Origin of the sequence: Altericroceibacterium xinjiangense (assembly GCF_003958635.1) — a bacterium.
In the GTDB taxonomy this organism is placed as follows: Bacteria; Pseudomonadota; Alphaproteobacteria; order Sphingomonadales; family Sphingomonadaceae; genus Altericroceibacterium_A; species Altericroceibacterium_A xinjiangense.
In genome coordinates, this window is the sequence record NZ_RSEK01000015.1 from 1 (window position 1) to 15,184 (window position 15,184).

Here is a 15,184-nt window from a genome sequence, read left to right on the forward strand (position 1 = left end):
TTCGGCGAGCGCTTCATCAGAGCCATGGCGGCGTAATATTCAAACCGCCCGCCACACACGAAATTCCTGACAGTCCCGCTTCGCTATAGGTTGGAAAGAAGGCAGAGCTTTCGTAGCCGGAAACCCAGAAGCCATGTATTTCCTTCTTAGGAAGGCTTCTCATGCACTCGATGCTTCCCAGAAACACCTGCTTGCCATCCACTACGGTTTCGCACGAAGGAGGTTGAGGCTCTTCTATAGCGCTCCACCGCGCTTCCATGCAGACGCCGCTGTTGTGAGCCCAAGTTCCGCCAGCTTTCGAGCAAGCTGCCTTTGATGCAGAGGAGCTTAGTTCCCAGCCGCCCCACAAAGCGAGCAGCGCAATCCCGATCACGGCAACAGCAAAAAGCACCCGAGTTCTCATCTGAGGCTAAGACTCGCACTCCTCTCCCATGTCTGCAATGGGTGGAAAGCGGACGTTCCTTGAAGTAGCTTCAACCGGTGCGCTTCATCTTACCTGCCTTCTTGGCTTTTGCTGCCTTCGCTCCGCCCGCTCAGGCTGAGCCAAACCTCGAGAGAGGCTTCGACGGTGCGCTCCGAGGATGTGAGGAGTGGCTGCTAAATCCAGCAAGCTGGGTCGACGGCCCCGGGCCATTTATCGAAGCCGTTGGACTTGGCAATCAGATGGGCCTTGTTGAACGGGTGGAAGAGGTAAACCTTCCGCCTAGGCAGATGCGGAGGGCCATGCATTACTGGCGGATCAACTCCACTCCGACAGCTGGCTATGTGCTTGTGGTCTCGGACCAAGTGCCGATGTGTCACATCACCGGCGGCGGCGGCACCGATCTTCAGCCAAGTGTGCAAAGCGTCCTCTCCTCGCCCGCCTTTAATAAGCGGTGGGAGCAGCTGCAGACGAATTCAAAGGCTGACATGACTACGACAACCTTCCGCAGTCGGGAGGACCCGGCTCTATCCATGGCTATCAGTCGAGCGCAGCAGCCCGGTCAGAGGCTCGACAGGGTGCAGGTGCTAGCTACTGCCACTTACCAGACTGGGAACTAACGCAGCCCGAACAAATGTCCGCAATGGGTCGCGAACTGACATTCCCGCTTCCCTACACACCGCGCACCCCGGCAGAGCCAATGCGCTCTTTCGCATCGTCGTCGCCACGCTCCTACCGCCGTGCGGACATCAGTCGAACGGCCGGTTCTTTTGTCGCTCTGCGGCGAAAGAACATTTTATTTTTCCCCCTCGCGTCGCCTTGTCAGTTTCGGCCCGAAAACCCGCGGAAATGCGGGGGTCTTGAGCACGACACCGGGTTGTAGGACATGTCAGGTGTGTCAACCTCGGCGGTCGTTGCCCCTGATGGAGTGGGAGCCCGCCGCTGCCGCCACTGCCGATAGCCGATCGACAGCAGACGTCCCCATCGGGTCAGAACTCCGCCGCTCACGGTCCGGCGACCGACCATGCCGGCGCTCACCGGAACCGAACAGCGCGGCAGTCGCTCTTTTCAAGAGAAGAAAAGGAGACAAGCATGATCGGTAAGATGATTGGCGCCATGGCGGGCGCGAAAGCAGCAAAGTACGCACGTGGAATCGGCGGACCGGGAGGCGCTGTGCTCGGAGCCGTCGCCGTGCCGCTCGTTCGCCGCATGGGTCCGCTCGGCCTGATCGCGGGTGCCGCCGGAGCTTACGCCCTGAAGCGCCGCAGCGAAAAGCGGTAGGCTCTCACGCTGCTAACCGGACCGGAGAAGAGACTGAAGTGCCTCTTCCCCGGTCCGCAGTAGCCGCAGGTTCGCGGATCATTCCCACCAGTAAGGCGCGCGCCGCGAAGTGCCGGTGACGATCTCGTTCATCGTCTGCGCATCGTAGGCGCGGCCGCCCAGCACCACCGTGTCCACTTGCTCCGTGTAGCGGATGTTCTCGGTCGGGTCGCCTTCCAGGATCACCAGATCGGCCAGCTTGCCGGGTTCAAGCGATCCGATCTCACCCGCCATTCCCAGTGAACGCGCGCCCGCAATGGTCGCCGTTTCCAGCGCCTCCAGCGGGGTCATGCCGCCGCGCACGAAGGACCAGATTTCCCAGTGCGGCGCGATACCTGCCTGCTGGCCGTGCGCGCCGATGGAAACCTCGACGCCCCGCTCCGCCAGCTTCTTCGCCTCACGCGCGACTTCGTCATCCACGAAATCGCTTTCCGGCGCAGTGATGCGGCGCGCCGTCTCTGCGCGCAGGATCGCGGGCGGCGTGTGGGCCGTCAGCAACGGCTGCGCAAACACGTCGGTCGCCTGCCGCCAGTACGGATCGCCCGCCAGCCCGCCGTAACCCACCACCAGCGTCGGCGTGTAGTTGGTGTCCGACTGGGAGAAGAACTGCAGCACGTCTTCGTAGAACGTCTCCACCGGAACGTTGTGCTCGAGCGTCGAGTTTCCATCCGCAACCAGGTTCATGTCCATGCCGTAGAGGCTGCCCCCCTCGGCCACGACGAGCATGTTCTCCTGCCGCGCAGCTTCCACCACCATCTGGCGCTGGTCGCGGCGCGGCTGGTTGTAGTTCTTCACGCTCGGCGCGCCTTGCGCCTTCAGGCGGCGCACGTGGTCCAGCGCGTCTTCAAGGTCGTCGATCTGCGCATAGGCATCGGGGCTCTGCGCGCCGTAAACCACCCGGCCGGTGGAGAACATGCGCGGGGCGACGATCATGCCCGCCCGCTGCATGTCTCCGGCAACGAAGAAAGGCGTGTCGCTGGACGGATCGTGGATTGTGGTGGTCCCCAGCGCCAGCGCCTGCAGCAGACTCCAGTTCTGCTCGGGCACCAGTTCGTCGGCGGAATAGGACCCGTGGGCGTGTGCATCGACCAGTCCGGGAATGATCGTCTTGCCGGCTGCATCGATGGTGGGCGTCCCCGCCGGATAGGTCATCGCGGCCGTCGGCCCGACGGCGGTGATCCGGCCATCCTGGATCAGAATGGTCCCGTTCTCGATGATGCCCCCGTCGCTGCCGGCCATGGTGATGATCTTCGCGCCGGTAATCGCGAGCGAACCCTGGTGCGTGGCCGCATCTACCGTGCGCAGCAGCGACACCCCGGTCTGCGGCGGTGTGTAGGCCACCCGCTTCTGCCCTTCGGCGGGCGGAGCGCCCTGGAACAGCTCGCTCAACGACGCCGAGTAGAGCGTGGGACCAAGCGACCAGTGCAGCCGATCCCCGCCCGAAGACCAGTGGACGTAGTCCGCGCCGGAATCGGACACCTCGACGATCGGCAGGCTTTTTTCCTTGGCCGAGATGGTCACCGCCTGCCCGCCCGGCAGCAACGGCATCGCGAAGGCATCGTAGTTTTCGGTAAAGGCGAAGAACTTGCCGGTCGGCGAAACGCGGTAGCCGGTTACGAGCTTGCCTTGTGCATGAACGCGCGCCGCTTGGCCGTTGAGGTCAGTGGAGACGAGCGCCTCCCCGCCATCTTCCTCGGCCGAGGTAGTCATGAAGATGCGATCGTTGGCCGCGCCGAAGTGCGGACGGCTCCCGTCGCGGCTGACCAGAACCGCATCTCCGCCGCCGGCCGCCACGCGGTAGACGCCGGGATTGTCGGAATACTCCGGCGCGGTCAGATAGCCGCCCTCGGCCTTTTCGAACACGACGGTGCGCCCATCCGGTGAGAAATGCGGGCGAGCGTAATGGCCCGGCTGCCGCGTGGCCGTCACCTCGCCGCGTCCGTTGGACCCGATGGTGCGGATCTCGCCCAGCCCCGCGTCGGTCCAGCGGACATAGGCGATCCGCGTCCCATCGCGGGACCAGCTGGGAAACAGCTCGCGCCCTTCCTCGCCGCGCGTCAGACGCTGCGGCGTGCCGCCGCCGGCGGGCATGGTGTAGAGCTTGCCAAGGCTTTCGAACACGACCGTGCGCCCATCCGGCGACACTTCGGCAAAGCGCGGCATCGTCACCGGAACGGTGGGGCTGGCCACGGGGATGGTCGGGTGCGGCGCGCTGGCTACCCCCCGCGTGTCGTCGACTGCGAACGGGATCACCTGCGCCCCGCTGCCGTCGGCATTTACCCGGCGGATCTTGCCGCCGGCCCAGAAGACGATGGAGCGGCTATCGGGCGTCCAGTCCATGTTCGGATAGACCCCGGTAACCGCCCAGGTCTCCTGCACGTCCTTGTCGAGATCGTCGTAGATACGGCGGACGGCGCCGGTCACCAGATCCTTCACATAAAGCCGCGATTGCGCGTTCTCGCGCCGAACGAATGCCAGCTTGGTGCCATCGGGCGAAGGCGTCGGGCGCACCGCCCCGCCCGGACCGCTGACGGCGGTGGTGACCTCGTTGGTCTGGAGGTCGTATCGTTCGATGTTGAACAAGTCCCTGTTGGAATCCTGCGCGTATTCGAAGATTGCCCCCGGCGTGACGTTGCGGGTGTAGAAGATCGCGCTGCCGTCCGGTGCGTAGATCGGTTCACCCAGTTCCTTCTGGTGCTCTTCGTTCGGGCGCTCCACCAATGCGACGCCTTCGCCGCCGGACACGTGATACAACCAGATCTCGCCAGTGCCGAGCGAACGCTCGGTGGTGAAATGCTTCTTCGCGACGATGAACTGCCCGTCGGGCGACCAGGTCGGCTGGTTGAGAAGGCGGAAATCCTCGTCGGTCAGCTGCCGCTTGTCCGACCCGTCGGCGTTCATCAACCAGATGTTGTCACCGCCGCCACGGTCGGACGTGAACGCAATGCGCGTCCCGTCGGGCGAGAAGCGCGGATGCACTTCCCAGGCGAGCCCTTCCGCGATCCGGGTGGGAGCACCGCCAGCAATCGGCATCGTGTAGATGTCGCCCAGCAAGGTGAAGGCGACGGTGCCGCCATCGGGCGAGACATCGACATCGATCCAGGTGCCTTCGTCCACCCGAATCGGCACTTGCCTGATGGTCACGCCGGGAGGGTTGTTGACGTCCCAATCAGGCTTTTCCTCTCCCTCAACGGCAGCGGCAAGAGGCCGGTCCGCCGGGGCGGGCTGCTGCGCAAGCGCGGTGGTGGACATCAGCCCGGCAAGGAGGATGGCGAAAGTTCGAGTCATGGCGGACCTTTGTCTACGTTCCCGGCGTCTTGCCGGGCGGGAGTGCGAGAGCGCCAGTGGTATCATTTTCAACCAGATGCGCCAGCACTCCCGCGCAAGGTTCGGGAGCTACCTGATCCTGAAGGCTGCCCGGTCACTGAGGGAACCCCTGCCCAATTTGCGCTCCATCATGGAAGCGGTGCCGTCATCGTACGGCGTCCAACCAGCGGCGCAGGGCAGAAAGAGATGGCGCGCCCGGCAGGACTCGAACCTGCGACCCCAAGCTTAGAAGGCTCGTGCTCTATCCAGCTGAGCTACGGGCGCGTGCCGGACGCGCAATAGCGTGCTTTGCGCAGGCTGCAAATCGGGTAAGCCTGTGCCCATGAAAGGACCCCCGAAGAAAATCAGCGGCACGGCAGGCGGGCATACCGCATTCCGGTATTACGACATCGTGATGGCGGCATTCGTGGCGATCCTGCTGCTGTCGAACAGCATCGGGGCTTCGAAACCCAGCTACATTCCCCTCCCGGGCGGCGCCCACTGGTCCTTTGGGGCGGGAGTACTGTTCTTCCCCGTCAGCTACATCATCGGTGACGTGCTGACCGAGGTCTATGGCTATGCCCGCGCGCGCCGGGTAATCTGGACCGGCTTTGCCGCGCTCGCCTTCATGGCGTTCATGGCCGCCGTCGTTGTCGCCCTTCCCCCTGCGGACGGCTGGCCGGGGCAACCGGCGTACGAGTTCGTGTTCGGCAACAGCTGGCGGATTGTCGCCGCGTCGATGCTCGCGTTCTGGATCGGCGAATTTGCGAACAGCATCGTGCTTGCCCGGATGAAAGTGGCCACCGGCGGCCGTTTCCTGTGGATGCGCACGATCGGATCGACCGTCGTCGGCCAGGGGCTCGACAGCATGATCTTCTATCCGCTCGCGTTCTATGGCCTCGCGGGATGGCCGCCGGAACAACTGCTGCAAGTGGTCCTGTCGCAGTGGCTGATCAAGACGGTGTGGGAAGCGGCACTCACCCCGGTCACTTACGCGGTGATCGGCTTTCTCAAGCGGCGCGAGGGAATAGAAGTTTTCGACACCGACACCGATTTCTCTCCCTTTGCCAAAGCCGGGGCCAGAACAGGGGAGTAAAAAGGGCGCTGCCGGCCCTACGTGGCCAGCAGCGCAATCACGAAGTAGATCAGGATCAGGCTGCCGAACCCAACCAACGCGCCGATCACGAAGATCAGCCGCACGATCAGCGGATCGACTCCCAAGGTATCGGCAAGCCCGGCGCAAACACCCAAGAACTTGCCGTTCTCCTTGTCGAGATGGAGTCCCGAACGAGCGGGAGGGAGGTTGCGATCCTCGCTCACACCATCATCCCCGTTACGGTGCTGACCGGCGCCGTTGCGAAGCAGGCGACCAGCAGGAAAGCCGTGGTGAAGGAAGCGGCAGCGACAGTTGCAGCGCGGTTCGCGATGTTGGAAAAGTTGATCATCTCAGGTCTCCTCGGGTTCACTCGGCAGCGTGATTGCCGCCATGCCGGAGACATTGCAGGAGGCGTGCCAACTCGAAGAAAAGGCCTGTTTCCGCGCATCTCGAACCCGAAGCTGAACCGCGCCTGACTGCCGGTAGCCGATAGTTGGGATTCTACACCCATGATTGGGATTCAGGATTTTACGTGGCCTTGGAGACGCGGCTGTTCTAACCCCGGGCCGGCTTATGGCGCTTGACCGGATCACTCTCACCACCTTTCGCAACCATGCCGAAACTTGGCTTGAAGGGGCATCGCGGTTCAACCTGCTGATCGGGGAGAACGGCGCGGGCAAGACCAACGTGCTGGAAGCGCTGTCCCTGTTCGCCCCGGGACGCGGTCTGCGCCGGGCCGCGCTGCCGGACATGGCGGGCACCCAGGGCTCTGGCGCGTTCGCAGTGAGTGCCCTGTTGGCCTTTCCGGACAACAGCGATCCGGTGCGGCTCGGCACCGCAATGGACCCGGCGCGCGCTGGCCGGCGCATCGTGCAGGTCAACGCCGCGCAGGCGAGTGCCGTGACGCTGGCGGAGTGGCTTGCGATCAGCTGGCTTACCCCGGCCATGGACCGCTTGTTTATGGAAAGCGCGGGGGAACGGCGCCGCTACATGGATCGGCTCGCGGTCGCGTTGTGGCCCAGCCATGTACGCCACGCCTCTCGCTATCAGGCGGCCCTGCGCGAAAGGAACCGGCTGCTGACGCTGGATGCGGAACCGGAAGACCGCTGGCTTGACGCAGTCGAGGCGCAACTGGCTGAAGCGGGGGCCAATCTGGTGCAAGGCCGCGCCCGGCTGGTGGATCGATTGCGGGAACGCCTGGAAGCTCTGCCGGATCAGCCGTTCGCTCGTCCAGCCTTGTCCCATGTACCTGGCGGTCCACTTCACGCAGAAGCGCTGGCGGAAGCCCTCGCCCGCAATCGCGGCCGCGATCGGGCGGCCGGCCGCACGTTGATCGGCCCGCATCGAGACGAACTGGACGTGTCGATGGCGGGCAAGGCCATCCCAGCGGCGCTGTGCTCCACCGGCGAACAGAAGGCGATGCTCATCGCGATCACCCTCGCCCATGCGGAACTCGCCGCCGGGGACCGGCCCAGCTTGCTTCTGCTGGATGAAGTCGCCGCCCACCTCGATCCGCTGCGCCGCGCGGCGTTGTTCGATCGCTTGCGCGAGCGCGGTGCGCAAGTGTGGCTGACCGGGACCGAACTGGCGCCTTTTGCCGACATTACGGGCGAAGCGGCGGTGTGGCGCGTAAAGAGCGGCGCAATCGAACGTATCTAGGGTGTCGGCGGCGGCAACGCCTCGGCCACATCGTCCGCCGTCGCCTCGACGATCCGCTCCAGCCCCTGTGCGGTCGGGTGCACGCGATCGGGCTGGATCAGGTCCGGCTGATCATAGACCGGAGCAAGGAAGAACGGCACCAGTTCCGCATCGTATTGCTCAGCCAGATCGGGATAGATCTCGTCGAAATCCTGCTGGAACTGCGGCCCCATGTTGGGCGGCGCGCGCATTCCCATCAGCAAAACCGGAATGTTCCGCTCCAGCAGGTTTTCCAGGATGCCTTCGAGGTTCTTCCGTGTCTCGGAAGGTGCAATGCTCCGCAGCAAGTCGTTGCCCCCCAGCTCCACGATGGCGAGGTCCGGCGCGTGCGCCTGACTGGAAAGGACGTAATCCAGCCGGTCCAACCCCGCTGCGGTGGTGTCGCCGGAGACCCCGGCATTGGTCACCTTGGCGTTGATCCCACGCGCGCGCAGCGCCGCTTCCAGCTGGGCGGGGTAGCTTTCTTCCGGTGCGACGCCGTACCCGGCGAACAAGCTGTCGCCGAAGGCAAGGATGCGCCGCTCCGGCCCGCTGACGGGCTGCGCAGGTGTCGGAGCAACCGCCGTCGTGTTGCCGCCGGGTTCCGGGACCGGGGTCTCGCTGCCGCAGGCGGCAAGCCCCCCCAGCGCAATGATCGAAAGAAATCGGCTTCTTATCGTCACGCGTCGTGCTCCAGCCCTTGCTCCATCCCCCGTCTCTATGTCATCGCTGGTTCGTGACAAGCCCCCCGGCAATCGAGGCACATGGCCTGACGCTGACTCTCGGACAAGGTCCTGCCGCGGTCGAGATCCTGCGCGGCATCGACATGACAGTGGCATCGGGCGAGACCCTGGCGCTGCTCGGCCCGTCCGGATCGGGCAAAAGCTCTCTTATGGCGGTGATGACGGGACTGGAACGCGCCAGTGGGGGCACCTTGCGCGTGGCGGGAGAAGATTTCGCCGCCCTAGACGAAGACGCGCTGGCTCACGCAAGGCGCGGACGGATCGGCATCGTCCTCCAGGCTTTCCACTTGCTGCCGACGATGACCGCGCAGGAAAACGTCGCCACGCCGCTGGAGCTGGCGGGAGAGCCGGACGCCTGGGCGCGCGCGGCGGCGGAGCTTCATGCCGTCGGGCTCGGCCATCGGCTGACGCACTATCCAGCGCAGCTTTCCGGCGGCGAGCAGCAGCGAGTGGCCATCGCCCGCGCCCTTGTTTCCCACCCCCCCCTGCTGTTCGCGGATGAGCCGACCGGCAATCTTGATGCCCTTACAGGGGCGGACATCGTCGAATTGCTGTTCGCCCGCCGCGCGGAAACCGGGGCGACGCTGGTGATCATCACACACGATCCCACATTGGCCGCGCGCTGCGACCGCGTGGTGACGCTGGCCGATGGCCGCATCGTGAGCGACAGCAGTGCGTAGGCAGCCTTCTTCGCCCCTCCCGCTTTGGGAAGGGGCCGGGGGCGGGCCCGCGGTCTGGCCCGCCCCCCATCGCCACCCACCGAACGGGAGTGGTGCGGATTGAGCCTGCCCCTCGCCGCCGCCTGGCGCATTGCCCGGCGCGATCTGCATGGACGTTTCCGCGGGCTGCGCCTGCTGCTGATCTGCCTGTTCCTCGGCGTCGGGGCCCTGGCGGCGATCGGCAGCCTCACCGGCGCGATCCGGGGGGAGCTTTCGGCCCGCGGGCAGACGATCCTAGGCGGAGATATCGAAGTTGAAGTCTGGCAGCGGTCGCTTTCTGCAGAAGAAACCGCCGCGCTCGAACAGTACGGCACGCTATCATACGGTACGCGGATGCAGGCGATGGCCAGCACCGCTGATGCCGCAACCCCGGTCGAATTGAAGGCAGTGGACCAGCGGTGGCCGCTTTATGGCCGCTTCACCCTGGCCGACGGGCGGCAAGCCGGGCCTCCACCGGAGGGACAAGCGTGGCTCGCCGAAGGCGCGGCCGAAAGGCTTGGCGTCGGACCAGGCGACCGCTTCCGGCTCGGTACGCTCGACCTCATGGTGGGCGGGATTATCGGGGAAGAACCGGATCGGCTGAGCGAAGGCTTCGCTCTTGGCCCGACCGCAATCGTCGGGCGCGACGTGCCCGCCCGCGCCGGGCTGACCGCGCCGGGATCGCTTTACGAAACGAAAACTCGTGTCCGGTTTGACGGGCCCCGTGATCCCGCAGACGCGCAGCGGGAGATCGAGGGCCGCTTTCCCAGCGCCGGGCTGGACGTGACCACCAGCGACCGCGCGTCTCCCGGGGCGGAACGGTTCGTGTCCCGGCTGGGCGAATTCCTCACTCTCGTCGGATTGGCGGCGCTGGTAATTGCCGGGATCGGCATCGGCGGCGGGGTCGCCTCCTATCTCGAGGCGCGGCGGGCGAGCATCGCCACCCTGAAGGTACTGGGCGCCACCAGCGGCGACATTGCCCGAATCTATGCGTTGCAGATCGGCGCGGCGGCGCTGGCGGGATCGCTCGCAGGGCTGCTGGCCGGGTTCCTTGTCACGCCCCTGCTGGCGAGCGCGCTCGGGGCACTGTTGCCCGTGGAAACGGCCCTGATGCTCAACGTTCCGGCCTTGCTGCGGGCCGCATCGTTTGGCCTGCTGGTCGCGCTGGTGTTTGCCGCGCCGCCGCTGGTGCATGCCCGCCATTTCCCGGCGATGGCGCTGATGCGTGCCCGCGTCACTCCGCTGGCCAGGGGCTGGCGGCAGGCGGCACTGCCAGTCGGCCTCGGCCTCACCGGCATCGTCGCGCTTGCCCTGATCGGCGCGCCGCAGCCACTCCTGAGCCTCGGGTTCCTGGGCGGGGCCGCCGCGCTGTTGGGTCTGCTGGCGCTGCTTGGCAAGGCGATCCGTACCCTTGCAGCCCGCGTGCCCCGGCCCGTCAACCCGATTCATCGAACCGCGCTGGCGAACCTCTACCGTCCCGGCGCCTCCACTGCAGCGCTGGTCACTGCGCTGGGCTTCGGCTTGTCCGCGTTCGTCCTGCTCGCGGGGGTGCAGACCAGTATCGAAGGGAACATCGCCCGCACCGTACCGGATCGGGCGCCAGACTACTTCGTGCTCGACGTGCCCCGCCCCAAAGCGGCTGCATTCGAAGACATCGTCCGCCGGGAGAGCCCGCAAGCCGAAGTGCGCCTGGTGCCGACCTTGCGCGGCGCGATCCTCGCCTATGGTCCCGGTGACCGGATGACTCGTGTCGCCGATCTCGAGGAACTGCCCGACGGCGCCTGGGCCCTGCGCGGAGAGCGCGGATTGACCTATTCGGAAGCGATCCCGGAAGGCAACACCGTCATCGAAGGCGATTGGTGGCCAGCCGGGTACACCGGAGAGCCGCTGGTTTCGGTTGACCGGGAACTGGCCGAGGCGCTGGACCTCGAGGTCGGCGACTATCTCACCATAGGCCTGCTGGGCGTGGAGCACCGCGCCCGCATCGCCAGCTTCCGGCGAATCGACTGGGACAGCCTGGGTTTCAATTACGTGCTCGTCTTCTCGCCCAACGCACTGCAGGACGCGCCGCATAACCTTGCCGCAACGATCGACTTGCCCGACGGGGCACAATCCGGATCCCTGCTGCGCGATTTGGTCCGCGCCCTGCCGTCGAGCTCAGTGATAGAAGTCGGGCCGCTGCTGAATGAGGCCCGGGCGATCCTCGACCAGGTCGGGCTGGCGGTGCTCGCCGCCGCCTCGGTGGCGGTGCTGGCGGGGATCGCCGTCCTGCTAGGCGCGATTGCCGCTGCCCGCGCGGCGCGGACGTACGACATGGTGATCCTTCGGGTACTCGGGGCGAGCCGCCGACAGCTACTGCTGATCCAGCTGGCGGAGTTCGGCTTGCTCGCGGTCGTGCTCGGGGTTCTCGCGCTCGTTCTCGGCAGCGCTCTTGCCTGGCTCGTGGTAACCCAATTGTTCGAATTCGACTGGCTCCCGGACTGGCCGCAAGTGCTTGCAGTGCTCGGCGGCGGCATCCTGCTGGTGCTGATATTCGCACTTGGCGCCTCCCTCCCGCTCCTCCGCGCGAAGCCCGCGCAGGCCCTGCGGACGCTCTAAGCTTGCACAATCGCGTTTGAGGCAGTACCTGCGCGCCCATTCGCGGGTGCAGCACGGCTGGACGCGCCGTACCCTCCAATCGAGAGCACAGAGACCATGACCGCGCCCTTGCGCAACATCGCGATCATCGCCCACGTCGACCACGGCAAGACCACCCTCGTCGATCAGCTTTTCCGCCAGTCCGGCACCTTCCGCGATAATCAGCGGGTTGAGGAACGGGCGATGGATTCCGGCGATCTTGAAAAAGAACGCGGGATCACCATCCTTGCCAAGCCGACGTCCATCGAATGGAACGGCACCCGGATCAACATCGTCGACACCCCCGGCCACGCCGACTTCGGCGCTGAGGTGGAGCGAATCCTCTCGATGGTCGATGGCGTTATCCTGCTCGTCGATTCCGCCGAAGGCGCGATGCCGCAGACCAAATTCGTTACCGGCAAGGCGCTGGCTCTCGGCCTGAAGCCGATCGTGGTGGTCAACAAGATCGACCGCCCGGACGGCCGCCCGCAGGAAGTGCTGGACGAAGTGTTCGATTTGTTCGTCAACCTCGACGCGAACGACGAGCAGCTTGAATTTCCGGTGCTCTACGCTTCGGGTCGCAACGGCTACGCCAGCGAGAACGAGCAGGCGCGCGAAGGCACGCTCGAACCCATGTTCCAGAAGATCGTCGATCACGTGCCCGAACCGGGTCTGGACGAAAGCGGACCGTTCAGCTTCCTTGCCACTTTGCTTGACCGCGACAACTTCATGGGCCGCGTGCTGACTGGCCGCGTCCAGTCGGGCACCGTGAAGGTCAACGATCCGATCCACGCGCTGGACGCTGACGGCAACGTCGTCGAGACCGGCCGCGCGACCAAGCTGATGAGCTTTCAGGGGCTGGAGCGCGTCCCGGTCGATTCCGCCAAGGCTGGCGACATCATTGCCATCGCCGGTCTGGAGAAGGCCACCGTTTCGAACACGATCGCCGATCCGTCGGTAAAGGAGCCGATCGCATCGCAGCCGATCGATCCGCCGACGCTGGCGATGCGCTTTGCGGTGAACGACAGCCCGCTGGCCGGACGCGAAGGCGACAAGGTGACGAGCCGCCTGATCCGCGACCGCCTGCAGCGTGAAGCCGAATCCAACGTTGCCATCCGCGTGACCGAAAGCGCCGACAAGGACAGCTTCGAAGTCGCCGGGCGCGGAGAGCTTCAGCTGGGGGTCGTGATTGAGACGATGCGCCGCGAAGGGTACGAACTGGGCATTTCCCGCCCGCGCGTGCTGTTCCGCGAAGAAGGCGGCCAGCGGATGGAACCGTACGAAACCGTCGTGATCGATGTGGATGACGAATATTCCGGCACGGTCGTGGAAAAGATGCAGCGCCGCAAGGCCGAGATGACCGAGATGCGTCCGTCGGGCCCCGGCAAGACCCGGATCACCTTTTCCGCGCCTTCGCGCGGGCTGATCGGCTATCACGGGGAATTCCTGTCGGATACGCGCGGCACCGGGATCATGAACCGGCTCTTCGAGAAGTACGGGCCGCACAAGGGCCCGATCGAAGGCCGGAGCAACGGCGTGCTGATCTCAAACGCCAGCGGGGAGGCGGTCGCCTACGCGCTGAACGCGCTGGAAGAACGTGGGGAGCTGTTCGTCAGTCCGCAGACCAAGGTCTATGAAGGCATGGTCATCGGTGAGAACGCCAAGCCGGACGATCTTGAGGTGAACCCGCTCAAGTCGAAGCAGCTGACCAACTTCCGCTCGACCGGTAAGGACGATGCTATCCGGCTCACGCCGCCGCGGCAGATGAGCCTGGAACAAGCAATCGCCTACATCGACGATGACGAGATGGTCGAAGTCACGCCCAAGTCGATCCGCCTGCGCAAGGCGATCCTCGATCCGAATGAGCGTAAGAAGGCTCGGCGCAAGGGCGACTCGTAAGGGCAAGGCAGCCGATCTGAGAGATCAGATCGGCTGCTGCTTATGTCTTGGTGGCCGCGCTGTGGCTGGCGCGGCTTAACTTCCGGGTCCTAGCTAACGATCCCGGGCACCGGCGGAACGTCCGCAGGCTCCATCCCCGCAGGCCTCGAACCGGCCATGCCTGTGGTCGACGATCCACCCGCGACAGCTCGTCCCGCGGCCGATCCCAGGTTTTTGCCGCCATACCGGTCGAACGCTTCCGCATATTCGCGGGACAGCATCTGCCGCTTCTCAGGCGCGGCGTTCTTCGCCAGCTCGGGAAACCAGCTGCTTTCTTCCTGATAGACGTGCTGCTGAATGGCGGCCTGAAGGTGCTCCATCTTGTTCCGCCATTCGGAGCCCATCGGATCAAGCGTCTTCAGCTTCGCCTGCTGAATCTTGGCGACCTGCTGCTCCTCATACGCCATCGCGGCGTGGATCTTGCCCGCGACAGCGCCGTTGTGATCGACCAGCGCGGGGTAGATCGCCACTTCCTCCGCGATCGAATGGCTGGCCAGGAGATGGAAGAACTTCTCCGACGCGGCGATCCGGCTCTGCGCATCGGGCGCGCTCAGCGCTTCTCCCATGTAGCGCTCGATTTCCCGGTGCGCGTCCAGGATCTGCGACAACCACTCGTTGTCGCGCGCGATTGTTTCGGCGTTTCGCCGCGCTTCGGCGCGGGTCTCGGCCGAAGCGAGAGGCATGATGGTCTTTCCGATCGTGTCGAGCCAGGACATCCGACAAACTCCTTGTTGATATCAAGCTCAAGCGCGCAACGTGCGACTGTTGTTCCGAGAAGCTTTTCGATTTTGCGCTGTGTCCGCGAGCCCCGTCCAAAAGGTCAGGCCCCGCGCGAGAGAATAACCGGGCCTGGAACGAGACGCGCCGTTCCGCTTTTCAAATGTTGCGTGACCGGAAAAGAACTCCTTGTCGGAGGCAGCAGCCTCCTATTCCTTGCTTTGCTGGGAATGTATCACTTGTTCGGCTTGAAGCTGGTTCGGTTCCTGCCGCCCAACACCGACAAACACCCCCAGATGGGCCTTGTGTTCACTTTCTGGGCGATTGCTCTGCTGCACCTGACCGAGATCGCATTCGGTGCCCTTGTACTTTGGCTGCTGCAGGGGATTCCCGGAACGGGAGAGCTTGGCCTGACCTTCGGATCAAGAGTGATCGACTATCTCTATCTGGCGGGGACTTGCTTTGCGACGCTCGGTTACGCCCAGATCGAAGCCGTGGGGCCGATCCGGCTGTTCATCATGTTTCTCGCGCTCAGCGGATTCATGGTGATCACCTGGTCCGCCACCTTTATCTTCGAAATCTGGGGCAAGACCTACGGGAACGAGGACAAGGGCGATCAGGCCGACGAGTACGACAAGAAGGCTGAATAAGC

13 protein-coding genes and 1 tRNA gene are annotated in these 15,184 nt (G+C 64.8%); 7 read left to right on the top strand and 7 right to left on the bottom strand.

Going from position 1 to position 15,184, the window contains the following annotated elements; genetic code table 11:
• Window positions 1-16: 16 nt before the first annotated feature.
• The gene (locus tag ELY13_RS12915) at window positions 17-391 is read right to left on the bottom strand and encodes a hypothetical protein (protein ID WP_126174335.1); all 375 of its coding nucleotides are present in this window, start codon (window positions 389-391) and stop codon (window positions 17-19) included.
• Between the two features lie 1,122 nt (window positions 392-1,513).
• Here ELY13_RS12915 and ELY13_RS12920 point away from each other — a divergent pair.
• Window positions 1,514-1,702: a hypothetical protein gene (locus ELY13_RS12920; protein ID WP_126174336.1), complete on the top strand. Its 189-nt coding sequence runs from the start codon at window positions 1,514-1,516 to the stop codon at window positions 1,700-1,702.
• Between the two features lie 78 nt (window positions 1,703-1,780).
• Here ELY13_RS12920 and ELY13_RS12925 read toward each other — a convergent pair whose 3' ends face one another.
• Window positions 1,781-5,029: an amidohydrolase family protein gene (locus tag ELY13_RS12925; RefSeq protein WP_126174337.1), complete on the bottom strand. Its 3,249-nt coding sequence runs from the start codon at window positions 5,027-5,029 to the stop codon at window positions 1,781-1,783.
• A 226-nt stretch (window positions 5,030-5,255) separates the two neighbouring features.
• Window positions 5,256-5,332, bottom strand: a tRNA-Arg gene (locus ELY13_RS12930).
• A gap of 58 nt (window positions 5,333-5,390) precedes the next feature.
• Here ELY13_RS12930 and ELY13_RS12935 point away from each other — a divergent pair.
• Window positions 5,391-6,143 (top strand): queuosine precursor transporter, encoded by a 753-nt coding sequence (locus tag ELY13_RS12935; RefSeq protein WP_126174338.1) that lies wholly within the window; start codon window positions 5,391-5,393, stop codon window positions 6,141-6,143.
• A 17-nt stretch (window positions 6,144-6,160) separates the two neighbouring features.
• Here ELY13_RS12935 and ELY13_RS12940 read toward each other — a convergent pair whose 3' ends face one another.
• On the bottom strand, window positions 6,161-6,367 hold the full coding sequence (locus ELY13_RS12940) for a PspC domain-containing protein (RefSeq protein ID WP_126174339.1): 207 nt from the start codon (window positions 6,365-6,367) through the stop codon (window positions 6,161-6,163).
• Entirely contained in the window at window positions 6,364-6,492 is a 129-nt protein-coding gene (locus ELY13_RS15570; protein WP_277600661.1) for a hypothetical protein, read from the bottom strand. Before ELY13_RS15570 ends, ELY13_RS12940 begins: the two co-directional genes overlap by 4 nt.
• Before the next feature lie 224 nt (window positions 6,493-6,716).
• Between ELY13_RS15570 and recF the strand changes: the two genes are divergently transcribed.
• On the top strand, window positions 6,717-7,802 hold the full coding sequence (gene recF, locus ELY13_RS12945; protein ID WP_126174340.1) for a DNA replication/repair protein RecF: 1,086 nt from the start codon (window positions 6,717-6,719) through the stop codon (window positions 7,800-7,802).
• Here the strand turns inward: recF and ELY13_RS12950 are convergent.
• Window positions 7,799-8,503, bottom strand: a complete 705-nt coding sequence (locus ELY13_RS12950) for an arylesterase (RefSeq protein ID WP_338142329.1) — start codon at window positions 8,501-8,503, stop codon at window positions 7,799-7,801. The genes recF and ELY13_RS12950 overlap by 4 nt on opposite strands.
• 53 nt (window positions 8,504-8,556) lie before the next feature.
• Here ELY13_RS12950 and ELY13_RS12955 point away from each other — a divergent pair, with 53 nt between their 5' ends.
• From ELY13_RS12955 to typA, 3 genes are all read left to right on the top strand, one after another.
• Window positions 8,557-9,243, top strand: coding sequence for an ABC transporter ATP-binding protein (locus ELY13_RS12955; RefSeq protein ID WP_241233704.1), 687 nt, complete (start codon window positions 8,557-8,559; stop codon window positions 9,241-9,243).
• Between the two features lie 99 nt (window positions 9,244-9,342).
• Window positions 9,343-11,859 (top strand): ABC transporter permease, encoded by a 2,517-nt coding sequence (locus ELY13_RS12960; protein WP_126174343.1) that lies wholly within the window; start codon window positions 9,343-9,345, stop codon window positions 11,857-11,859.
• Between the two features lie 96 nt (window positions 11,860-11,955).
• Window positions 11,956-13,776, top strand: coding sequence for a translational GTPase TypA (gene typA, locus ELY13_RS12965; RefSeq protein WP_126174344.1), 1,821 nt, complete (start codon window positions 11,956-11,958; stop codon window positions 13,774-13,776).
• Between the two features lie 89 nt (window positions 13,777-13,865).
• On the opposite strand, the gene ELY13_RS12970 is transcribed toward typA, so the two are convergent.
• The gene (locus ELY13_RS12970; RefSeq protein ID WP_126174345.1) at window positions 13,866-14,531 is read right to left on the bottom strand and encodes a hemerythrin domain-containing protein; all 666 of its coding nucleotides are present in this window, start codon (window positions 14,529-14,531) and stop codon (window positions 13,866-13,868) included.
• Window positions 14,532-14,702: 171 nt separating this feature from the next.
• Between ELY13_RS12970 and ELY13_RS15060 the strand changes: the two genes are divergently transcribed.
• On the top strand, window positions 14,703-15,182 hold the full coding sequence (locus ELY13_RS15060; protein WP_206436067.1) for an ion channel: 480 nt from the start codon (window positions 14,703-14,705) through the stop codon (window positions 15,180-15,182).
• The last annotated feature ends 2 nt before the right edge of the window (window positions 15,183-15,184 follow it).